20 protein-coding genes are annotated in these 22,237 nt (G+C 72.6%); 11 read left to right on the forward strand and 9 right to left on the reverse strand.

Translation table 11 applies throughout. The annotated features are described in order from the left end of the window. Positions 1-93: 93 nt before the first annotated feature. The 6 genes from DMB66_RS26440 to DMB66_RS26465 all read right to left on the reverse strand — a co-directional run bounded on the left by DMB66_RS26440 (position 94) and on the right by DMB66_RS26465 (position 6,803). Positions 94-2,031: a DUF2264 domain-containing protein gene (locus tag DMB66_RS26440; protein WP_125806815.1), complete on the reverse strand. Its 1,938-nt coding sequence runs from the start codon at positions 2,029-2,031 to the stop codon at positions 94-96. Positions 2,032-2,121: 90 nt separating this feature from the next. Next, positions 2,122-3,054, reverse strand: a complete 933-nt coding sequence (locus tag DMB66_RS26445; RefSeq protein WP_125806816.1) for a hypothetical protein — start codon at positions 3,052-3,054, stop codon at positions 2,122-2,124. A 114-nt stretch (positions 3,055-3,168) separates the two neighbouring features. After that, the gene (locus DMB66_RS26450; RefSeq protein WP_125806817.1) at positions 3,169-4,494 is read right to left on the reverse strand and encodes a right-handed parallel beta-helix repeat-containing protein; all 1,326 of its coding nucleotides are present in this window, start codon (positions 4,492-4,494) and stop codon (positions 3,169-3,171) included. Beyond that, entirely contained in the window at positions 4,494-5,534 is a 1,041-nt protein-coding gene (locus DMB66_RS26455) for a glycosyl hydrolase 53 family protein (protein WP_125806818.1), read from the reverse strand. The genes DMB66_RS26450 and DMB66_RS26455 overlap by 1 nt, the downstream gene beginning before the upstream one ends. Positions 5,535-5,698: 164 nt before the next feature. Next, positions 5,699-6,532, reverse strand: a complete 834-nt coding sequence (locus tag DMB66_RS26460) for a carbohydrate ABC transporter permease (protein WP_199752635.1) — start codon at positions 6,530-6,532, stop codon at positions 5,699-5,701. Beyond that, complete coding sequence (locus tag DMB66_RS26465; protein ID WP_125806819.1) at positions 6,519-6,803, reverse strand: sugar ABC transporter permease; 285 nt, start codon at positions 6,801-6,803, stop codon at positions 6,519-6,521. Before DMB66_RS26465 ends, DMB66_RS26460 begins: the two co-directional genes overlap by 14 nt. A gap of 46 nt (positions 6,804-6,849) precedes the next feature. On the opposite strand from DMB66_RS26465, the gene DMB66_RS64045 reads away from it, so the two are divergent. The 8 genes from DMB66_RS64045 (at position 6,850) to DMB66_RS26510 (ending at position 16,402) form a co-directional block, all read left to right on the forward strand. Further along, complete coding sequence (locus DMB66_RS64045) at positions 6,850-10,707, forward strand: alpha-L-arabinofuranosidase C-terminal domain-containing protein (RefSeq protein ID WP_233624850.1); 3,858 nt, start codon at positions 6,850-6,852, stop codon at positions 10,705-10,707. 101 nt (positions 10,708-10,808) lie between these two features. Then, positions 10,809-11,828 carry a LacI family DNA-binding transcriptional regulator gene (locus tag DMB66_RS26480; RefSeq protein ID WP_125806820.1) on the forward strand — a complete coding sequence of 340 codons (1,020 nt, stop codon included), beginning with the start codon at positions 10,809-10,811 and terminating at the stop codon, positions 11,826-11,828. A gap of 8 nt (positions 11,829-11,836) precedes the next feature. Then, positions 11,837-12,301, forward strand: a complete 465-nt coding sequence (locus tag DMB66_RS26485; RefSeq protein WP_125806821.1) for a hypothetical protein — start codon at positions 11,837-11,839, stop codon at positions 12,299-12,301. Beyond that, positions 12,298-12,498, forward strand: a complete 201-nt coding sequence (locus tag DMB66_RS26490; RefSeq protein ID WP_125806822.1) for a DUF6186 family protein — start codon at positions 12,298-12,300, stop codon at positions 12,496-12,498. Before DMB66_RS26485 ends, DMB66_RS26490 begins: the two co-directional genes overlap by 4 nt. Before the next feature lie 179 nt (positions 12,499-12,677). Beyond that, the gene (locus tag DMB66_RS26495; protein ID WP_125806823.1) at positions 12,678-12,980 is read left to right on the forward strand and encodes a hypothetical protein; all 303 of its coding nucleotides are present in this window, start codon (positions 12,678-12,680) and stop codon (positions 12,978-12,980) included. 116 nt (positions 12,981-13,096) lie between these two features. After that, the gene (locus DMB66_RS26500) at positions 13,097-14,269 is read left to right on the forward strand and encodes a winged helix DNA-binding domain-containing protein (RefSeq protein ID WP_125806824.1); all 1,173 of its coding nucleotides are present in this window, start codon (positions 13,097-13,099) and stop codon (positions 14,267-14,269) included. Positions 14,270-14,300: 31 nt separating this feature from the next. Continuing rightward, positions 14,301-14,825 (forward strand): PH domain-containing protein, encoded by a 525-nt coding sequence (locus tag DMB66_RS26505; protein ID WP_125806825.1) that lies wholly within the window; start codon positions 14,301-14,303, stop codon positions 14,823-14,825. Further along, on the forward strand, positions 14,822-16,402 hold the full coding sequence (locus DMB66_RS26510) for a PH domain-containing protein (protein WP_125806826.1): 1,581 nt from the start codon (positions 14,822-14,824) through the stop codon (positions 16,400-16,402). Before DMB66_RS26505 ends, DMB66_RS26510 begins: the two co-directional genes overlap by 4 nt. A 35-nt stretch (positions 16,403-16,437) precedes the next feature. Here DMB66_RS26510 and DMB66_RS26515 read toward each other — a convergent pair whose 3' ends face one another. Next, the gene (locus DMB66_RS26515; protein ID WP_158647366.1) at positions 16,438-17,541 is read right to left on the reverse strand and encodes a serine hydrolase; all 1,104 of its coding nucleotides are present in this window, start codon (positions 17,539-17,541) and stop codon (positions 16,438-16,440) included. Further along, positions 17,538-18,065, reverse strand: coding sequence for a helix-turn-helix transcriptional regulator (locus DMB66_RS26520; RefSeq protein WP_125806828.1), 528 nt, complete (start codon positions 18,063-18,065; stop codon positions 17,538-17,540). Before DMB66_RS26520 ends, DMB66_RS26515 begins: the two co-directional genes overlap by 4 nt. An 80-nt stretch (positions 18,066-18,145) precedes the next feature. On the opposite strand from DMB66_RS26520, the gene DMB66_RS26525 reads away from it, so the two are divergent. Next, on the forward strand, positions 18,146-19,126 hold the full coding sequence (locus tag DMB66_RS26525; RefSeq protein WP_125806829.1) for a GlxA family transcriptional regulator: 981 nt from the start codon (positions 18,146-18,148) through the stop codon (positions 19,124-19,126). Positions 19,127-19,132: 6 nt separating this feature from the next. On the opposite strand, the gene DMB66_RS26530 is transcribed toward DMB66_RS26525, so the two are convergent. Next, a complete protein-coding gene (locus DMB66_RS26530; protein WP_125806830.1) occupies positions 19,133-19,360 on the reverse strand; it encodes a hypothetical protein in 228 nt (75 codons plus the stop codon). A gap of 314 nt (positions 19,361-19,674) precedes the next feature. Between DMB66_RS26530 and DMB66_RS26535 the strand changes: the two genes are divergently transcribed. Beyond that, positions 19,675-21,192 (forward strand): glycoside hydrolase family 43 protein, encoded by a 1,518-nt coding sequence (locus tag DMB66_RS26535; protein WP_125806831.1) that lies wholly within the window; start codon positions 19,675-19,677, stop codon positions 21,190-21,192. Then, positions 21,185-22,237: a LacI family DNA-binding transcriptional regulator gene (locus tag DMB66_RS26540; protein WP_125806832.1), complete on the forward strand. Its 1,053-nt coding sequence runs from the start codon at positions 21,185-21,187 to the stop codon at positions 22,235-22,237. Before DMB66_RS26535 ends, DMB66_RS26540 begins: the two co-directional genes overlap by 8 nt.

Consider the following 22,237-nt stretch of genomic DNA (forward strand, 5'->3'; position numbering starts at 1 on the left):
CCCCGGCGGCTTCGCTCGGTCGCCGAACCATCGCACACCCTCGTAACGTTTCCGGAAACGGTTACAGAATCCTCGGCTCCGCCCTGTGCGGTGTCAAGCCGGCGGCCAGTGGACCGGCGCACCGGCCACCGGATAGCGCGCGTAGGCCGGCTCGGCGCCGAGCACCACCTCGACCCGCTCCCCGTCCGGGAATCTCACGCCGACCGTGTCCCCGTCGACCGTCGCCATGACCGACTCCCGCAGCGCGCCGGGAACGACGCGATCGCCGGTGAGCGCGATCAGCGAGACATAGACGGCGCTTCCGCCGGGATGCCCGGGCGCTGTCAGGTACGGCGTAGCGGAGCACACGCCGTACGCGTTGGCATCGACCGCGCCGGCCACCGCGGCGGCACCGAAGCCGTGCAGGGTGACCACGACGCTGGCCAGCCCGTCCGGCCGGCTCGCCCGGGCCCAGCCGGGTCCGATGTGCACGGCCGGTGGACGGTCGCCGGCCAGCGCGTACCCGCCCTCGCGCACCCCGTGGCCCGGCGGCGCGGTCACCCGGTGCACGCGCACCTCCCACGGCCCGCGCACCACCGACGCCGTCTCCACCCGCACCGGGCCGCCGGGCAGTTCGTCCTCGTACGCCGAGGCCGCGAACCGGTCGTACGCGGCGATCGGCTCGATGCGGCGGCGGCGCGAGATCGTGCCGTCCGGCGCCACCACGGCGAGGTGGCCGTCGACCGCCCGCACCCGTGCTTCCTCGCCGGATTCCGGGGCGGCGTGGGAGGCGTACCCGAAGCGGGTGTAGTGCGGGTCCTCCAGCCCGTCGGCGGCGAGGTGCCGGGCCCGGTCGCTGCCGTGGTTGACCACCCGCACGATCCCGTCGTGCCGGGTGGCGTGCAGCAGCCAGCCGGGGCCGGGCATGGCGACGACCCGGTCGCCCTCGTCGATCGGCGCGGTGGCCTCCCGCACCGTCCACGTGGGATGGTCGGCGGGCAGCAGCAGGCCGAGGAACGCCTTGCTGGCCCAGTACGGCGAGGCCGGCCCGGAGTAGGGCTGGGTGCACGGCAGGAACCGCTCGTACCAGCCGAGGCCGAGCAACCCGCGCTCGTCCGGCACGCCGCGCTCGGCGAAGTGCCGCAGGACGCCGCTGGCTATCCGGCGGGTGCGGCCGGCCGGCAGCGGGCTGGCGTCCATCAGCTCCCCGAGCCACAGCGGGGCGACGCCGGCGAACCGGTAGCACAGCGACCGGCCCTGGTGCACCGGCGCGCCGTCCCGGGCGAACATGTGCTGGTACTGGGTCAGGAAGGCGCGCAGCCGTTCCCGGTAGCGGTCGGCCCGGTCGCGGTCGCCGGACATCCGGGCCCACATCATCGGGTACAGGTGCATCGCCCAGCCGGCGTAGTAGTCGAAGCACCGCCCGTCGCCGTCGGTGTACCAGCCGTCGCCGACGTACCACTGCTCGATCCGCTCCAGCCCGCCGGCGATCCCGGCCGGGTCGTGCGGTGCGCCGACGTTGGCCAGGAACTGCTGGATCACCACCGGGAACAGCACCCAGTTGCTCTGCCACGTCCGCTTGCCGGTGAAGCCGGCCAGCCAGCCCACGACCCGCTCCCGCACCCGGGGGTCGAGCCGGTCGAACAGCCACGGGCGGGTCTCGTGCAGCGCCAGCGCGATCGAGGCCGCCTCCACGATCTGCTGGGAGCAGTCGGCCGGCGCCGGCCACGCGTACCGGTGGCCGGGATCGGTGCCGTGGGCGAGCCCGTCGGCGTACCGCTCGATGAGGGCCGCGGGCACGTCGCCGCCGGCGCCGGCGATGCGGAACGCGGCGAGCAGGAAGGTGCGGGCGTACCCCTCCAGGCCGTCGCTCTCCAGGCCGGCGCCGCCGGGCCGGCCGGGCAGGCGGACCTGGGCGAAGCCGGGCGCGGCGAAGGGCACCACCGCGTCCAGCAGGTGGTCGGCGGCGGACTCCCAATGCGCCCGGGTCCATCCGGTGTGGGGCGAGAGCCACGCGTCGAGCGGGGGCCCGGAAGTTAAAACGTTTGTCATCGATGAATCCGAGCATAGGGCCCGGCCCTGGGCCGATCAACACGAAGGCCCTGATCGCCATGATCAGGGCCTTCGGTGCCGGGCGGCCGGTCAGTCCGCGATCGTGATGCTGAAGGTGTCGATGTTGGCGTTGTCGCTCTGCTCGGCGCCCCGGCTGCTGAGCTCCACCAGCGTCGTGCCGGTGCCGAGCGGGCCGGCCGCCGTCTCGGCGGGCGCCGTGAGGATCCACTCGAAGGTGCGCTCGTGGCCCTCGGCGAGCTGACCACCCTCGAGGCCGCAGCTGACGCCGCTGCCGCCCGGCGGGACGGGCAGCTCGTCGCCGAGCCCGACGCAGACGGCGCTCGGCTCGATGCCCGGCCATCCGTCGACGCCGGCCGGAACCGCGACCGCGGTCCCCAGCCCGCGGTGCGCGGCGTCGCCGTTGTTGCGGACGGTGACCCGCACGGGGCCCGCGAAGGTGCCGTCCGGCTGGCGGGTGAGCGTCACGTCCGAGGCGGTCACGGCGAGGGCGCCGACCGTGTCCTGCACGTACGGCTGCGGCGTGCGCAACGAGCCGGAGGTGGCACGGAACAGCGCCGGGAACTCGGCGGTGACGTCACCGACCTGCACGCTGCCGGGCAGCGGCGCGATCCGCGCGAACGACTGGGGCGCGGCCGGCGACCGGAAGTGGACCCTGACGACCGCGGTAGCGCCCGGGGCGATGGCGTCGTCGAGGCCACAGCCGTAGCTCAGGCGAGCGTCGGCCCCGACGTCGATGCCGCAGCCCGAGGTGCCCTCGATGGTCTCCAGGGTGTCGGCGATCGGCTCGGTGATGGTGACGCCGCCGCTGAAGGGCTCGCTGCCCGTGTTGCGGACGGTGATGCGGACGACGCCGGCGTGGCCGGCCTCGGCGGGCTCCAGGATCAGCCTGGTGACCTGGACCGTCACGGCGTCGGCGGGAGCGGCGTGGGCCGCGACGCCGCCGCCGAGCAGGACGGAGCTTGCCGCGAGCGCGATGGCGCCCGCGCGCAGGAGGATGCGCATGGTGGTTTTCTCCCCGTGGATTGACTCCCGTGCGATTACCCGGACGACCCTAGCGAAGATCGGATGCCGCCACTGTCCCGAAGTCCACAAGGGGCGGTGGCGGGGGCCCGGCCGCTACCTCTCGAAGGCGCCGAGGTCCGGTGCCGACCCGGTGTAGGGCAGGCCGACGTTGGTGCCCTTGTCGACCAGGGTGCTGGTCGCGGCGGGGCGCAGGTGGGGCAGCGCGGGCAGGCTGCCGTCGGCCTGGCGCGCGGCGTCCCAGCCGGCCGTCGACACGCTCTGGAACTGGGCGTCGTTCAGGGTCAGGCCCAGGTTCCAGGAGTTGTTCGAGGCGGTCGTGCCGGTCAGGTTCGAGGTCGCGGTGCCGGTGTAGGCGACGTTGTTGCGCAGGTTGCCCCGGCCGACGGCGGCACCGGCGGAGTCGATGCCGAGCATGTTGAAGTTGGGGTGGTTGCCGTAGCCGGTGTTGTTGAAGTAGTCGTTGGCCACCGGGTGGTGGTTGGAGTAGAAGCCCGCGGCCCGGTTTCCGAAGGCGACCGAGAGGCGGACCGTGTGCTTCACCGCGCCGGCGTCGTAGTCGCCGCCGAAGCCGCCCACCTTGTAGCCGTTGCCGTTGCCGGAGGCCGTCGTCGTGCCCGGCACGTATCCGTTGCGCCAGGCCCACGAGCTCTCGATGGTCACGGGGGAGTAGGTGGAGATGAGGTCGAAGCCATCATCGGCGTTCCACCACGCGCGGCAACCCCGGAACACGTTCGCGGGCCGCCCGGCCGCCGTGTAGTGCGCACCGAAACCGTCGGCGTTCTCACCGGGTCCGTCCGAACTGCGCAGGTCGTAGTTGTCGTGCGAGTCCGTGTTGAGGACCAGGTTGCCGCCCCCGCCGTTGATGAACAGGCCGGTGCCCATGTGGTGGTGGGTGTTGAGCTGCTCGAAGGTGTTGTTGCTGCCGGAGATCCAGAGGCCCCAGGACTCGGCGTTCAGGCTGTTGTTCTGCGGCACGCCCCGGACCTCGAGGCCCTTGAGGTGCAGGTAGCTGCCGGTGACGTCGAATCCCTTGATCCGGCAGTTGTCGGTCATCCGGGCGAAGTCGAAGACCGGCTTCTCACCCGGGTATGCCCAGTAGCGGATCGGGCTGCCGGAGGCACCGCTCTTGTTCAGGGTGATCGCGTCGACCCGGCCCGTCTGGCTCGGGCAGGCGGTGGTCGCGCGGGTGTAGGCGTAGGTGCCGCCCCGGAAATAGACGGTGTCACCGGCCTGGGCCACGGCCTGCGCGCGGGCGATCGATGCCCAGGGGGCGGCCTGGGTGCCCGCCGCGCTGTCGCTGCCGGTCGGCGCGACGTAATAGACCGCCGCCGCGGCGGCCGGATCAGCGACGATCGCGACGGGGGCGACCGTGACGGCCGCGATCAGCAGCGCGCGCCTGACTGTCGTGGCGGTTCCCATCACAGGAATCCGTCCATGGCCGCCGTGGGCCGCCGCGTGCTGTCGTCCCAGGCCGAGCTGTTGTAATTGTTGAACGACGGGTAGCCCTCGGGCTCCCAGAAGAAGGTGCCCAGCCCGCCGAAGCCCTTGATCCCGGTGATGAACGCCCGCAGCGAGTCGCGGACCTGGGTGGGCTTGCCCACCGGGCCGCCGTACTCCACCTGCATGATCGGCTTGCCGTAGCTGCTCTGGATGGTCTGCATGTTGGCCAGCACGGTGGGCACGTTGCCGCCCTGGGCGTACGAGGACAGCCCGGTGATGTCCCACTTCCCGCCGTTGTCCCGGTAGGCGTTGAGGAAGTTCTGGACGCTGGCGAGGTTCTGCGGCTGGGCCACGTGCACCAGCACCGGGGTGTTCGGGAAGACCTGCTTGGACATCTCGTACGCGGCGCTCAGCAGCCCGGCCATCTGGGCCGGCCGGCTGATGCTGCCGGTCGGCTTGCAGATGCCCGAGTTGGTCTCGTTGCCGATCTTCACCCAGGCCGGCGTCACTCCGTAGTACTTGATGACGTTGCAGGAGTGGTAGACGTAGTCGTACATGGCCTGGCGCATCTGGCTGTAGGACATGCCGGCCCAGGCGGCCGGCGGGTTCTGCACGCCGACCGAGTTCCAGGTGTCGCCGAAGTGGAAGCCGATGAGGACCTGCATGCCGGCGTTCTTGGCGCGCTGCGCCAGCTGGGCGGTCTCCTCGATGCTGCAGTGGCCGTTGGCCGGGTCGCTGGACGGGTTGACCCAGGTGCGCAGGCTGACCGCGGTGATGCCGTACGCCTTGAGGATCGTGAACAGATCCTGCCGCACCCCGGCGCTGTTGTTCCAGTAGAAGCCGCGCGCCTCCAGCTGGGGCAGCCAGCTGACATCCGCGCCCTTGACGAAGGCCGCGGCCTGCGCCGGGCTCGCGGTGGCGCCGAGGCCCAGGGCGAGGGCGCCGGCGCTGGTCGCCGTGCCGAGCAGCAGACTGCGTCGGCGCAGCTGAACGGGTCTGGTCGGGACGCTGTCGGTCATCGTGGCTCCTCCGGTCCGAAGGCGGAATGACATCGATCATCATCAATTTATCCGCCCGGACACGAGCCGTCAATAAAACGTTTACATTCACGACATGATTCTTGGGCCCGGTGACCCCGGTGCCTGATGGGATCCGAGCCATGTAACCGTTTACACGGGTCCGGTCAACCCTTCATGCCCGAGGTGGCGACGCTGCGCACGAAATACCGCTGGGCGAACAGGAAGATCAGCATGACCGGCACGACGTAGAGGGCCGCCGCCGCGGCCTGCACGGTCGGGATGTAGTCCCCGTGCGGATTGCGGTAGGACTGGGTGATGGCCACCGAGAGCGTGGTGTGGTCGATGTCCAGCAGCAGCGCAGGCGCGAGGTAGTCGCCCCACATCCAGGTGAACGAGAGCAGCAGCGAGGTGAGCAGCACCGGCACCGACAGCGGCAGGAAGACGCGCAGGAAGATGCGCCCGTACCCGCAGCCGTCGATGATGGCGGCGTCCTCCAGGTCCTTGGGTATCGCGGCGAAGAACTGCCGGAACAGGAACACCAGGTAGGGCGAGGCGGCCAGGCCCCACAGCACCCAGGGCCAGTAGGTGTTCACCAGGCCCAGCCGGGAGTAGAGCACGTAGGTCGGGATCAGGGTGAGGATGCTGGGCAGCATCATCGTGGACAGCAGAATCACGAACAGGGGACGCTTGCCGGGCCCCTTCAGCCGGGCGAAGCCGAAGCCGACCGCGGCGCTGGAGAAGGTGACCAGCACGGCGTAGGTGGCGGACAGGAACAGCGAGTTCCCGGTGTACGCCAGAAAGTTGATCTGGGTGACCGCCTCGGTGAAGTTGCTCCACCGCGGCGCCTCGGGCAGGAAGGTGATCGGGATCGCGACCCACTCGGACTGCGTCTTGAGCGCGGCGAGCACCAGCCAGAGCAACGGTTCGGCGAAGAGCACGGCCAGCAGCATGAGCAGCACGTAGGTGCGGCCCGCGGCCGCCCGGTCAGTCGCTTTCACGATCCACCTCGTAGTAGACCCAGAACCGGCTGGAGCGCTGCATCAGCAGGGTGATGACCAGGATGATCACGAAGAACACCCACAGCATCGCCGATCCGTAGCCGAACCGCTGGTTGGCGAAGTACTCCTGGTACACCTGCACCATGTACAGGTGGGTGCTGGGCGGCACGTTGCCCACCGCGCCGATGCTGTTGGTCTCCGCCAGCAGCAGCGGCTGCACCAGCACCTGCAACGACATGATCACGCCGGTGACCGCCTGGAAGAGGATCACCGGCGAGCTCGAAGGTCGACACCCCCTCGACGACTAGGAGCACCTCATGCGCTCGGCCGCGCAGGCGCCGTCCGTCCCGCTCGCCGTCCGTCAGCGCCTGTGGCCGGCGCCGTCGCGGGAGCCGCGGCTGGGCAATGACGAGGACCAGCGGCCGGGACTGTCGCTCACCAGCCGGTTCCTGCGCCGGGACGGGCAGCCCTGGATCCCGGTCTCCGGGGAGCTGCACTACAGCCGGGTGCCCCGGGACCGGTGGGAGGAGCGGCTGCGGCTCATGCGCTCGGGCGGCATCACCGTGGTCTCCAGCTACGTGCCCTGGATCCACCACGTCGCCCACCGGGGCGCGCCGATCTTCGACGGCAACCGCGACCTCGCCGCGTTCGTGGACCTGTGCCGCGCCACCGGCCTGGAGGTCGTGCTCCGCATCGGGCCCTGGGTCCACGCCGAGATCCGCAACGGCGGCTTCCCCGACTGGGTGCAGCGGGCGCCGGTCGCCCACCGCAGCGACGATCCCGGCTATCTGGCGCTCGTCCGCGAATGGTTCGGTCAGCTCGGCGTGGCGGTGGCCGGGCGGTGCACGCCGGCCACCGTGCTGGCGATTCAGCTGGAGAACGAGCTCTACGACCAGCCGGATCACCTGGTCACCCTCAAGCGCCTGGCCCGTGCCGCGGGGCTGTCCGCGGCACTGTGGACGGCCACGGCCTGGGGCGGCGCCAAGCTTCCGGCGGCGGAGGTCATGCCGCTGTACGGCGGCTACGGCGACGGCTTCTGGACCGACGCAGGCGCGTCCTGGGACCCGTCCTTCCGGCAGCACTTCTTCTTCTCACACCGCTGGGACGATCCCGGCATCGGCGCGGACCTGCGCACCGGCGACATCGGCCCGGCGCGCGAGCCGCGGACATATCCGCCCGCCACGTGCGAGCTGGGCGGTGGCATGGCCACCGCGTATCACCGCCGGCCGCTGCCGTCGGCCCTCGACATCGCGGCCGTCGCCCACTGCAAGATCGGCAACGGCTCGGTCTGGCAGGGCTACTACATGTACGCCGGTGGCACGAACCCGCCCAGCGAGCACGGCACCCAGGAATCCCACGCCACCGGCTATCCGAACGACATGCCACCGCTCGGCTATGACTTCCACGCTCCCATCGGCGAAGCCGGCACCCTCGCGGCGAGCCACGCCGAGCTGCGGCGTCAGCATGCGTTCCTCGCCGCGTTCGGCCCGCAACTGGCCCAGGCGCCCAGCAGCCTGCCGGAGGTGCTGCCGGAGAATGTGGACGACACCACCACGCTGCGGTGGGCGCTGCGCGGCGGGTTCCTCTTCCTGGCCTGGCACCAGCCGTATGTCGCGCTGCCGACCTACCGGGGCGCCCGGTTCCAGGTGACTAGGGAAGCAGAGCAAGTTCTGCTTCCCTCCCGGCCGGTCGACATCCCGCCCGGGACGCTGGCCCGGTGGCCGGTCGCGCTGGACGTGCGGGGCGTACGCGTCGACTGGGCCACCGCGTCCGTGCTCACCGTCCTGCCGGGCGAGATCCCGACGCTGGTGCTCTGCGCCGAGCCGGGCATCCCGGTGGAGCTCGCTGTCCCCACCGAGGGCGGCCCGGGCCGAGCCGTGCACACCGTCGAACCCGCCCGGGAGCCGGTGCGGCTGCGCCGCGGTGCACGCACGCTCGACGTCCTCGTGCTGTCCGCCACGGACGCCGGCATCGCATGGGTCGATGAGACCGGCGGCGAGGCCGGTCGCCGGCTGATGCTGTCCGGGGCCGACCTCGGCTGGGGTGCGGACGGCCGGGTCGTCGCGAGGACCACCGGCCCCGCACCCGACGTCCTGGTCTACGACCCGGCGCGGCGGGCGTTCCGACCGCTGCCGCTGCACGGCGAGGCTCGCGACCTCGCCGCGGAGGTGCCCACAACGCCGCAGCGGCCGGCGGGCAGCGCGGTTCCCGCCGGCTACGGCCGGCGGGAGTCCCGCCAGTCCGCGCCCTCGGCCGCCGTCTTCGACTCGCTGGCCGCCGTCTATCGGCTGCGCCTGCCCGCGTGGGCGGGCCGGCCCGAGCTGGACGCGCTGCTCCGCATCGAGTGGGCCGGAGACGTGGCGCAGGTGCGGGTCGACGGCCGTCCGGTCACCGACCGCTTCTGGGACGGCTCGACCTGGCTGGTCAGCCTCCGGGACGCCGGCTGCACCCCCGCCTCGGAGGTCACGCTGCACATCCTGCCCCTGCCGGCGGATTCGCCCGTCCACCTGCCCGCGGACGCGGCCGAGCGCGCCGCCGCGAGCCCGGGGCAGCTGCTCGCCGTCGACCACGTCCGGGTCGAGGCGCGGCACACCTGGCGCGAGGCCACTCCCGCGCCCCGGGCCAGCCCGGAGGAGGCCGAGCTGGCCCCGGTGCGCGGCGTCATCGACGTCGACCTGCCCGGGCCGCGGATCAGCCGGCACGTCTACGGCCACTTCGCCGAGCACCTCGGCCGCTGCGTCTACGGTGGATTCTTCGTCGGTGCGGACTCCGCCATCCCGAACGAGGGCGGCATCCGGCTCGACGTCGTGCGGGCGCTGCGGGATCTCGGGATACCGAACCTGCGCTGGCCCGGCGGCTGCTTCGCCGACGAATACCACTGGCGCGACGGGATCGGCCCCCGCGAGCACCGGCCGCGGATGGTCAACAGCCACTGGGGCGACGTCGTCGAGGACAACAGCTTCGGCACCCACGAGTTCATGGCCCTGTGCGACCTGCTCGGCGCCGAGCCCTACATCGCGATCAACGTCGGCAGCGGCAGCGTCCGCGAGGCCGGCGAGTGGGCCGAATACCTCACCCGCGCCGACGACAGCCCGATGGCCGCGCTGCGCCGGGCGAACGGCCGCGACGAGCCTTGGCGGGTGCGGTTCTGGGGCCTGGGCAACGAACCGTGGGGCTGTGGCGGCGGGATGCGCGCTGAGGCGTACGCCGACCTCGCGCGCGTCTTCGGGACCTACAGCCGCGACCACGGCGGCAACCACCTCTACCGGATCGCGGCCGGCGCCAACAGCGACGACTACCGCTGGACCGAGGTGCTGATGAAGGCGCTGGGCCGCACGCTCAGCTCCACCACCGCCGGAGGACACGGCGCCGGCACCTTTCAGGCGATCTCCCTGCACCACTACACGGTTTCCGGCTCCTGGGAGCACAAGGGCAGCGCCACCCGGTTCGACCGCGAGGAGTACTACTGGACGATGGCCAAGGCGGCCCGCATCGAGGAGGTCCTCGCCGGGCACGCCCGGATCATGGACGTGTACGACCCGGACAAGACCGTCGGCCTGGTCCTGGACGAGTGGGGCACCTGGCACGACGTCGAGCCGGGCACCCATCCGGGCTTCCTGTTCCAGCAGAACACCCTGCGCGACGCGCTCGTCGCGAGCCTGCATCTCGACGCCTTCCACCGGCACGCCGACCGCCTCGTCATGGCCAACATCGCGCAGACCGTCAACGTCCTGCAGGCCATGCTGCTGACCGACGGCGAGGCGCTCGTCCTGACCCCCAGCTACCACGTCTTCGCCATGAACAAGGACCACCAGGACGCCGACTCGCTGGCCGTCCGGCTGCCGGCGCCGCCACCCGTACGCCGGGTCGCGGGCACCGACCTGGCGACCTTCCACGCCACCGCCAGCCGCCGGGACGGCCAGGTGCTGATCTCGCTGACCAACCTCGACGCCGACCGGGGCCTCGCCGTCGAGCTCGACCTGCGCGGCGCACACCTCGGCACCCCCACGGCGACCGTGCTCACCGCCGAGTCGCTCACCGCGCACAACACCCCGCAGGACCCGCGAGCCGTACGCCCCCGGGCGCTCGACGAGGCGCGGATCGAGGGCGGACTGCTGCGCGTCCAGCTCCCGCCGCACGCCTTTGCCACCGTCCAGCTCCCAGTGCTCAAATGACCCGGCAACCCGGCCCGGCGCGGCGGGGGGCCGCCGGCCCGGAGCACGCCGGGGCAGGCGGTACGATCAGGCACCAAAGTGGCCCGGACCGGACGATGATCATGCCCACCCCGAGAGTCACGATCGCGCAGGTCGCCGCGGAGGCCGGCGTGTCGGCCATGACCGTCTCCAACGTCATCAACGCGCGCCCCGGCGCGTCGGAGCCGACCCGCCAGCGCGTCCTCGATGTGGTGGAGCGGCTCGGCTACACCCCGCCCAGCGCCCGCAACGGCAAGCGCGGCGGCACCGGCCTCATCGGCGTTCTCACCCTGGATCTGACCGGCGACTACAGCCTCGAAATCGTCCGTGGCATCGCCGAGGAGATCGCCGACGACGAACGTGAGCTGCTGTTGAACGCCTCCCTCGACGCCATCCGGGAGCGCGACCGGATCGCGTTCTTCGCCAACGGTCTCGTCGACGGGCTGCTGCTCATCGCCCCCGTCCTCGAGCCGGAGACGGTGCGGGAAGTCCGGGCGGGCGAGCTCCCGGTCGTGGTCATCGATCCGCGGCGCCTCGACCTGGACCTGCCCAGGGTGACGGTCGACAACTACGACGGCGTACGGGCCGGCACCGACCACCTCCTCGAGGCCGGCCACCGGCGCATCGCCTACATCCGCGGCGAGGAAGACCACGAGAGCACCGAGCTGCGCTACCGGGGTTACGCCGACGCCATCCGGCTGGCCGGCTTCCAGCCGGACCCCGCCCTGGTGGCGTCGTCCAACTTCAACCACCAGGGCGGCGTACACGCGGCCAGGCAGCTGCTGACGACGCAGCGTCCCACCGCCATCGTCTGCGGCGCGGATCCGATAGCCTTCGGCGCCCTCGACGCCGCCCGGACGCTCGGGCTCCGCGTGCCCGAGGACGTCTCGATCGTCGGCTTCGACGACCTGCCGCAGGCGGCACACAGCACCCCGCCGCTGACCACCGTGCGGCAACCGCTGCACGACATGGGCCGGGCGGGCACCCGGGCGCTGCTGTCCCTCATCGCGCGCCAGCCCTTGGCGACCGACGACATCCGCCTGACCACGAAGCTCATCGTCCGGGCGACGACGGCAGCTCTCGGTGGGCCTGAGCCCCGCTGACCTCGGGTGTGCTGAGCTCCTTCGGCCAGGTGGTCGTCGAGGACATGGGTGACAATGCCGGGGTGGACCCGGCGCCTGAGGCGAGCGTGCAGGGTGCGCGGCCGTGGCCGGAACGGCGCCGCCGTGCCGTGATCGTCGGCGCCGTCGTCGCATACGCGCTGCTTGCGGCCGTGTGCCGGCCCCTGACCGGTCCCGCTCTCGGCGCCGTTCTCCTCGCGGGGACACCGCTGTGCTGGCTCGGTGTGCGCCGCCGGCCCCGCCGCGCGCGGTCGGCCGGCGCACGCTCGGCGGCGGTGTGGCTGGGCTTGGCCGGGCTGGCCGCGGCCTTCGAGCTCGGCCTCTGGCTGGGTCCGGACGATTCCGCGTACCCGACGCTGAGCACGCTCGCCGATCCGGTGCTGAGCACCTACCCCGGCCGGGTGCTCGGCTATCTGGTGTGGGTCGGCTCCGGCGTGTGGCTGGTGAGCCGATGACACCGCGCGCGGTCATCATCGCCGGCTTCGCCGCGATCCTGGCCCTGGCGATCACCGTCGACCGGTACGCCCGGCGAGCGGGATCGGGCGTGCGGCCATTCTCTACAACGCTGGCCGCGGCCCTGCGCTCGCGTGGCGGGCGCGTCGTCGTCTTCGGTGCCTGGCTCTGGCTCGGCTGGCACTTCCTGGCCCGGTAGCGGCCGGCCACCGGAAACGAGAGGGAAGGACGGGGCAGCGCTCAACCGCGATCGCGCTCCCGCCCACCGGTGATCGCCGACAACGGATCAATGACACGCGATGTCCCGGCTGAACGATTCGGGCTGCCGTGGGGTATTCCCAGATGGCATCGCACAACCCGAGAGAGAGGATCACATCGATGAACCCACGCTGGAGCCACCGCGCCGGAGCGGGTCTCGCCGCGGCGGCCGGCGCCACGGCGCTGGTCATGCTGGTCGCCTCACCGGCGACGGCCAGCCCCTTGTTCTGTGGCGCGGGGCGCGGCCTCACCGCGCAGAACGCCATCCAGGGCGCGTTCGACGACGCGCGGAACTCGGCGCAGTCCGAGGGCTACTACGGCGCATGCACGCTGTCCGGGGAGCCGCAGATCTTCGAAGTCTTCAACGACCCCTACTTCGGGCACATCTTCCGCGCCCAGGTCAACGTCTCCTGCGAGAGATAGGCCACCGCATCCGCGTCAGGGCCCGTCTGGTCGAAGGCTTGATCGCCGCCGATCAGGCGGGCGCCGACCGGTCGGATAGGACGGAATGTGTCCTCTTCGCCTCCTAGGCTGCCGTCATGACCAACCGTTCCACGGCCGTGCCGCGGCTGTCCTGGTCCGACGTGTGTGGCCGGCGCCTTGACCGGCACGGGCTGTCCGCCCCGGTAGGCGACGGCAAACCCGCTGATGCCGTCGCCGCCATGTGCGGCGCGCATGCTCAGGTGCTGTCCGCCGCCGAGGTGTCGATCGGGCTGCGCGTCCCCGGTGCCACCCGGGCCGATGTCGCCGATGCGCTGTGGCGCGAGCGGAGTCTGGTCAAGACGTTCGGGCCGCGCGGCACCGTGCACCTGCTGGCGACCCGTGAGCTGCCGTTGTGGACCAGCGCGCTCGGCGCGATCCCACCGTCCGCGACCGTCATGCCCGGCGACGTGCGGCTGACCCCCGACCAGACCGACGAGGTCGTCGCCGCGATCGCGGCGGCGCTGGCCGGCGCGGAACTGACCATCGACGAGCTCGGCGCCGAGGTGGCCGCCCGCACCGGCCCCTGGGCCGCCGACCCGGTGATGCCGGCCTTCGGGGGCATGTGGCCGCGCTGGCGGCAGGCCCTGCACCTGGCCGCGCACCGCGGGGCGCTGTGTTTCGGCCCGAACCGCGGGCGGAAGGTCACGTACACCAGCCCACGGCGGTGGCTACCCGAATTCCAGCCGGTCCCCGCCCCCGACGCCCTCGCCGGCCTGGTCCGGCGATATCTGCACGCGTACGGCCCGGCCACACCCCGGCAGTTCGCGCAATGGCTGTCCGCGCCTCGCCGCTGGGCGACCGAATTGTTCGAGTCCCTCGCCGGCGAACTGGAACAGGTCGAGGTCGCCGGCAGCCCCGCTTGGGTCCGTGCCGGCGACACGGCGCCGCCGCCCGCGCCGCCGCACGGGGTGCGGTTGTTGCCATACTTCGACGCTTACACCGTCGGCTGCCACCCGCGTGAGCGGGTCTTTCCCGGACCCGCCGCGCAACGCGCGCTCGCCGGCGGCCAGGCCGGCAACTTCCCGGTGGTGCTCATCGACGGCACCGTGGCCGGCGTCTGGCACGGTCGCCGCTCCGGGCGCGGGCTGAGCGTCACGGTCGAGATGCTCACCCCGCTCACCGGCGCCGGGCGCCGCGAGCTCGCCGACCGGGTCGACCGGATCGGCGAGATCCTGGAGTGCGAACCCCGGCTGACCATCGGCACGGTGACCGTGGGCGGCCACGCGTAGCCGGTTTGGCGGGTCTGGTCACGATGGGCAGATGGCCGACATCTCACCGCCCCGTCCGGAGCCGGTCGACGGCCTTCGGCTCCGGCCGCCCCGGCACCGGCTGGACCGGCGCTTCATCGCCTGGCGGACCCTGCAGGCCCTGCTCTGGGCGGTCGGCGTGCTGGGCACGCTGGGTGCCATCCACGGGTACGCGGAGAGCACCCGCCCGTGGCTCGGCCCGGTCCTGCTCGTCGCCGGCCCGATCTACGCGGTCAACATCGCCGTCATGCCGACCTGGCGATACCTCGTGCACCGCTGGGAGGCCACCGACGACGCGGTGTACGCGCTCGGCGGCTGGCTGACCCGGAAGTGGCAGATCGTGCCGATCTCCCGGATCCAGAGCATCGACACCGAGATCGGGCTGATCCAGCGGTGCCTGGGGCTCGCCACCATCACGGTCACGACCGCGTCGTCGGAAGGCAAGGTCATGATCGAGGGCCTGGACGTGCGGATCGCCGAGGCGACCGTGGACCGGCTGCGCGAGGTGGCCGCGGCGACCGGGGGCGATGCCACGTGACCGCGCGAGCTCCCGCCGAGGAGCCCTGGCGGCGCCTCAGCGTCCGCGTCGTCTACCTCGACCTGATCCGGGTGGCGCTCTCGCTGGCCACCGGCTATCTCGGCACCGTACTTCGCGACGACCCGGTGTGGCCGTTGATCGCCGGCTCCTGCGCCGGGCTCCTCGGCGCCCTCATCGATCTCATCCGCTGGCGGACGACCCGCTACCGGATCACCCCGCAGCGGGTGGAGATGCGCAGCGGCTGGCTGGCCCGCAAGCACCGGATCGTCGCCCGGGACCGGATCCGCGGCGTCGACAGCTCGGCACGGGTGCTGCCCCGGCTGCTGGGCCTCCGTACCGTCCACATCGGCTCCGGCGAGTCCGAGTCGTCCTTCAAGCTCGACGGCCTGGACCACCAGCACGCCGTCCGGCTCCAGCAGGAGCTCATGCCGGGCGCGCTGCCGAGCGCGGTGCCAGGCGCGCTGCCGGGCGTGACGCCGGGCCCGCTGCCGGGCGTGACGACGGATCTCAGGCCGGAGCAGGCGCCGGGCGCGACGCCGGAGCCCGGGGCGCGGGATCCGGAGACGGTCATCGCCCGCCTGCGCCGGGACTGGGTGCCGCTGAACGTCGTCACGGTCTGGTCGGTGTTCGCCGTCGCCAGCCCGCTCTTCGGCGCGTACTGGCTCCTGCGCCCGGTCGGCGTCGACCTGGTCGACCTCGGGCGCGGGTTGTCGGGCTGGGAGTCGCGCGGGCTGGGCTGGAACGTCGCTCTCGCCCTGGTGATCGCGTACCCGATCGGAATCGCGGTCACGACCGGCGCGTTCCTGCTGGGATACTGGAACTTCGAGCTGGTCCGCAAGGGCACACCGCCGGACACGGCCCTGGTGACGCGCCGGGGCCTGCTGAACACGCAGACCGTGCAGCGCACCGACGAGCGGCTGCGCGGGATCGCGTTCGAGGAGCCGCTGGCGTGGCGCTGGCTGCGGCTCACCGAAACCAAGGTGATCGCGACCGGGCTGCGCCAGGTCGGCGAGTCCGCGACCAGCGGCGTCCTGCCCCGGATCCGGCTGGGCGAGGCCCGCGACCTCGCCGCGAAAATCCTGCCTGACGGCAGCCGGCCATTGGAGACGGCGCTGCACCGGCATCCGCGGGGTGCGCTCGTACGGCGGCTCGGCTGGGCGGTGTACGGCCCGGCGCTCGCGTCCGGGGCGCTGCTGCTGTTCGGCCTCGCCGGCGCGCTCCCGGACTGGGTGTGGCCGCTTCCGCTGACTCTGGTGCCGCTGACACTGCCGGCCGCCGTGGTGGCGTACCGGTCACTGGGTCACGGACTCGCCGGGCGGTACCTCGTCGTCCGCCGTGGCGTGCTGCGCCGCCGCACCGTGGCGTTGCAGCGGCGCGCGGTGATCGGCTGGACCTTCGAGCAGTCGATTCTCCAGCGCTGGGGCGGCCGGATGACGGTCGGCGTCGCGACGGCCGCGGGCGGCCGCTACTACACGGCGCCGGACATGAGCGTCGAGCAGGCCCTGGCCTTCGTCGCCGGGGCGACGCCGGAACTCGCACGCCCCTTGGCCACGCCCGGCTCAGGAACGGCTCCGTGAAGGCGCGGCGGGGTCCGCACTGGGTTGAGCGGTGGTCACGGTTGCCCTCGATCCGGGTGCGGCGCTGCCCGGCCCGCGGCGAGCAGGTCGATCGCGAGGCCCAGCGAGCTGGTGAGCATCCGGGTGCGCCCGTCGTTGCAGGCCACCAGGGCCGCTGTGGACCGGTCCGCGGAGACCGCGGCGGTGGCCACCCACCGGGCGTTGGATCCTTGCTGGGCGTAGGCGACGCGATCACGGAGCGGCCCGTCCCCGGGTGTCCACCATCCCATCGCCTGCTCGGTCTTCGGTCCCGCTGGGCGGGTGGTCAGCCGGTCCAGCGACTGCGTGCTCAGCAGCCGGTCCGGCGTGTCCAGGAAGGTGCGAATGAATGCCGACCAGTCGTGCAGGCTCAGGTGCAGGCGGCCGGCCGGTGTCAGGACGGTGGCGTTGTCGGGCGGGTGGCTGAGCGACGTGCCGGCGGGGTCGACGGCGGGGCCGCGGCCCAGACCGAGGCCCAGGGCGGACCAGCGGGCGCGGTGACCCCAGGGCTGCCGCGGCCCGGGCGGCCCGAACCCGGCGCTGGTGATCCTCAGCGGCCGGAGCAGCTCGGCGGCGAGCACCTCCTCGAAGGGCTCCCCGGCGATCCGCTCCAGCGCCGCACCGGCGATGGCGTAGCCGAGGTTGGAGTAGCGGAACCGGCCCGGGCTCGCCGGCGCGCGGGCCAGCGTCTCCTCGGCCAGGCGGGCCCGCTGGACCGGTGGCGGCGTGGGATCGGCCAGTGCGGCCCGCAGCTCGGCCGGGGTGGGGTTGGCCGGCATCCCGGCCGTGTGGGTGAGCACCTCGGCGAGGGAGACCTCCCGCCAGCCCGGGTGGGCGGACGCGGTGTCGAGCAGCTCCGACACCGGGGTGGACCACCGCAACCGGTCACGCTCCACGAACCGGGCCACCGCCGTGGCCGTCATCGCCTTCATGCACGATCCGATGTGCCACCGGTCGGTGACCTCGACCGGGACGCCGCCGCCGCGGACCCGTTCGCCGCGCACCACGACGAGCGGCTCTCCCACCGCGGGCACCAGCGCCACCCCGATGCCCGGCGCGCGGGTCCGGCGGTGGTATTCCCGCACCAGGTCGGTGATCGCGGATCGGGACGTCAGGGTCACTGTTCCTCCCAGGACACGGACGGGCGAAGATCCATCACGGCGGACAGGACCGCGAGGAGCGGGATGACGTGCTGGTGGCGCACGGCGTAGGTGCCGCGCTCCGGCTGGTGGATGACGCCGGCGGCCAACAGCTCCTTGAGGTGGTGGAACAGCTGCCCGGACGAGGGCTGGTCCAGCCGCTTGGCCAGCTCCGCGGTGGTGCGGCCGTGCCGCAGCAGCTCGACGGCGATCCGCACCCGGGTCGGGTTGGCCAGCGCGGCCAGCACGGTGGCGCTGTGCTCGGGCGGTGCGGAGCGGATCTCCGCCCAGTCGCGCTCGACCTGCCACGCCAGCGTCTGACCGTCCCAACCGCCGACCCCCGCGTACACCAGGGTTTCCGCTTTGCCGTCGCCCTCCAGGCGATGCACCAGCTGCTCGACCACCTGCGTGTCGGCCGGCGGCCGGGCCCGCGCGGAGGCCGCGGCCTCCAGCGCGGCGACCCGCTCGGCGAGGTCGGTGAGCGCTCGGGCGGTCTCGGCATCCATGCCGGTACGGTACTCCAATACTCCAGAATTCTAAAGTCGTCTGTACCCATACCCCCCAAGGGTATGGTAGGTTCTCCGGCATGGACGAACGGGCGTTCCTGGTCGTCGGCTACGACAGCGCCGAGCTGCTCGATATCGCCTGCGTGACCTCCGCGCTGCAGATCGCCAACCGGATCGGCGCCGATCCTCCTTACCGGACGGTCCTCGCCACCCCCGGCAAGCGCGACATCACCTGCGACTCCGGGCTGCGGCTGTGCGCCGGCGCGAGCCTGGAGCGGTTCAACGAGCCGCTGGACACGCTGCTGGTCTCCGGCGGCCTGGGCCACGAGGCGGCGGCGGCGAGCCCGCTGCTGGTCGGCCACGTGCGCCGGCTGGCCACGCTCGCGCGCCGGGTGGCGTCGGTCTGCACCGGGTCGACGGTGCTCGCGGAGGCCGGTCTGCTGGCCAACCGCCGCGCCACCACGCACTGGCGGTTCGCCGCGCGGCTGGCGCACCGCTACCCCGATGTGCTGGTCGACCCCTGCCCGATCTACATCCGCGACGGTGACATCGCGACCTCCGGCGGCGTCACCAGCGCCCTCGATCTGACCCTGTCCTTCATCGAGGAGGATCACGGTGTGGCGCTCGCCCGCGGCGTCGCGCTGGGCACGGTCGCCTATCTGCAGCGGCCCGGCGGTCAGGCCCAGATGAGCATGTTCCTGGGCCCCGGCACCACCGAGGACCTGCTGGTGCGGCGCATCACCGGCCACATCGTGAGCCACCCCGACCACGACCTGAGCGTGGCGACGCTGGCCCGGCGGGCCGGCGTCAGCGAACGGCACCTGTCGCGTCTGTTCCTCGTGGCCGTCCGCGAGACTCCCGCGCAGTACGTGCGGCGGGTCCGCACCGAGGCGGCGGCGCAGCTGCTCGTGTCGACGCGGTTGCCCCTCACCGCGGTGACGCGACGGTGCGGCTTCGGCTCCACGGAGTCGCTCCGGCAGGCCTTCCTCGATCGCTACGACACGCCACCGTCGCGATATCGGCGCGAGCGCGCGACGAAGCCGCCCGCCGTGCCGTCCTGACCGGCCTCAGGCGGTGGTGTGCCGCACCCACGGCACCAGGCGGCTCTCCAGCAGCACCAGCGCGTAGAAGAGCGCGATGCTCATCAGCGCCAGCAGGGCGATCGCGGCGAACGCCAGGGCCGTGTCCGCGCCCGCGTTCTGGATCACGAAGCCGAGCCCGGCGGTCGCCCCGAACCACTCGCCCACCAGGGCACCGATCACGGCCAGCGGCATCGCGGTCTTCAGGCCCACCATGATCTGCGGGCCCCTTCGCGGCCGCCTCGACACCGGGCCGGCCGACGATGAACTGGGTGGCCGCGTCGATGCTCCCGGCGGTCAGCCCCTGAGCCATCTGCTGGGCCGGCATGGTGACCCAGCGGATGCCGGCCGGGTCGGTGCCGGTGAGCTTCGCCCACGGCTCGAAGAGCACCCGCACGACGCCGCCGGGAAGGTAGGCGATGGTTGTGCCGGCTGGTGCCCACCGGAGCGTGCCATTGACCTTCGTCGCTGGCTCTCACTACGCTCCCTTTACGCTTTTCGTGGCATTCTCTGGAAAGTTTCGAGGATTCATGGCCGACGTCTTCGCCAACCCGGTGCTCTCCGGGTTCCATCCCGATCCGAGCGTCTGCCGGGTCGGCGCGGACTACTACCTGGCCTGTTCCAGCTTCGAATACTTCCCCGGCGTACCGATCCTCCACAGCCGGGATCTGGTGCATTGGACCCAGCTCGGCAACGCTCTCGACCGGCCGGCCCAGCTGCGCCTGCCGCCGGGCACCGTCTCGTCGGGCGGAATCTACGCGCCCACGCTGCGCCACCACGACGGCCGCTTCTGGCTGATCACCACGAACGTGCAGGGTGACGGCAATCTGCTGGTGACGGCTACGGACCCGGCCGGACCCTGGTCCGACCCGATCCGGTTGCCCGGCGTGGCCGGCATCGATCCGGACCTGGCCTGGGACGAGGACGGCAACTGCTGGTGCACGTACGCCGGCGTGGGACAGGTGCGGATCGATCCGCACACCGGGGAGTCGTTCGGCGAGCCGCGCCGGATCTGGTCGGGCACGCCGGGCGCCAAGGCCCCGGAAGCGCCCCACCTGTACCGGATCGGCGAGTACTGGTACCTGCTCATCGCCGAGGGCGGCACGGAGCGGGGCCACGGCGTCTCCATCGCCCGTGGCCGCACGCCCGCGGGCCCGTTCGAGCCGTGCCCGGCGAACCCGATCCTCACCCACCGCGGCACCGAGCACCCGATCCAGAACACCGGGCACGCCGACCTGGTGCGGGCGCCCGACGACTCCTGGTGGATGGTGCTGCTCGGGGTGCGGCCGCGCGGCGGCACGCCGGGCTGGCACGTGCTCGGCCGGGAGACGTTTCTCGCGCCGGTGAGCTGGGTCGACGGCTGGCCGGTCGTCGGCGGGTTGTCGACCGCGCCGCCCGTGCCGGCCTGGCCGTTGCTGCCGGGCCGGGCCGACCCCGTTCGCGACGATTTCGATCTCAGCGAGCTGCACCCGCGCTGGATCTCGCTGCGGCAGCGCCCCGCGGATCTCTGCACGACCAAGGAGCGGACCGGCTGGCTGACCCTGCACGGCGGCGGCGGGTCGCTCGACGATCTCGACGTGACCTTCGTCGGCCGCCGCCAGCAGCACCTGTCCTGCCGGGTGCGCGCGCTGGTCGATCCGGCGGCGGGCCGCGGCGGCCTCGCCGTACGCCTGGACGAGCACCACCACTACGAGATCGAGGTGGCGGCCGGCGAGGCGCTGCTGATCAGCCGCATCGGGCCGCTGCGATCCGTCGTCGCGCGGCGGCCGGTGCCCACCGGAGCCGTGGTGCTCCGGATCGAGGTGACCGCGACGGAGTCGGTGCGCGATGCTCGCAGCGGTCCCGACACGCTGTCCTTCGGGGTCGAGGAGCCGGACGGCACCATGGCGACGCTCGGCGCGCTCGACGGCCGGTATCTGTCCACCGAGGTCGCCGGCGGTTTCACCGGTCGCGTCATCGGCATGTACGCCGCTGCGGGCACCGTCCACTTCGACTGGTTCGACTACGAGCCCGCCGACGCCGGCCCGAACGGCGGCTCCGATGAGTGACGGATCTCAAGGTCGGGCGCCGGACGGCGGCCACCGCGGCGGCGACCCGTCCAGGCCGGTGACCATCGCCTACATCGCCGAGTCGGCCGGCGTCTCGGTGCCCACCGTGTCGAAGGTGATCAACGGGCGGTCGGGCGTCTCGGCGGACACCCGGGCCCGCGTCGAGGATCTGGTCAACCGGCACAAGTACCGCAAGCCGGTCGCGGCGCACCGCAGCAACGTGGTGGAGCTCGTGTTCCGGGAGCTGGAGAGCCTGTGGGCCGTGGAGATCATTCGCGGCGTCGAGCGGGTGGCCCGCCGGCACCGGGCGGGCGTGCTGGTGTCCAACTTCGGCCTGCACGACTCGACCGTGCCTACGGCGTGGGACGACACGGTCGCCCGGCGGCCACACTGCGTGCTGTCCGTGGCACAGCTCTCCGCGGCCGAGCGTGCGGAGCTCACGGCGAAGGGGATCCCGTTCGTCGTGTTCGACCCCACCGGCGAGCTGCCGGACGACGTCCCGTTCGTCGGCGCCACGAACTGGAGCGGTGGCCGCGCGGCGACCCGTCATCTCCTCGGGCTCGGCCATCGCCGGATCGCGATGATCAGCGGTCCGGATCACGTGCTGTGCTGCCGGGCCCGGCAGGACGGCTATCGGTCGGCGATGGAGGCGGCGGGCCTGTCCGCCGGACCCGAGCTGCTGGTGCATGCCGACCTGACCAGGGAGGACGGCTGCGCGGCGGCGGCCCGCCTGCTGGCCCGCCCGGAGCGCCCGACGGCGATCTTCGCGTCCAACGACCTGCAGGCGCTCGGGGTCTACCAGGCCGCGCGGAAGGCCGGGCTGCGCATTCCGGAGGACCTGAGCGTGGTGGGCTTCGACGACCTGCCGGTGGTGGCGTGGGTGGAGCCGCCGCTGACCACCGTGCACCAGCCGCTCACCGAGATGGCCGTGGCGGCCACCGAGCTGGCGATGTCCCTGGGCCGCGGCGAGCAGGCGCCGCAGATCGGCCTGGAGATCGCCACGACGCTGACCGTCCGGAACAGCACGGCGCCACCCAGCGGGTGA

The organism is Actinoplanes sp. ATCC 53533 (genome assembly GCF_003947245.1).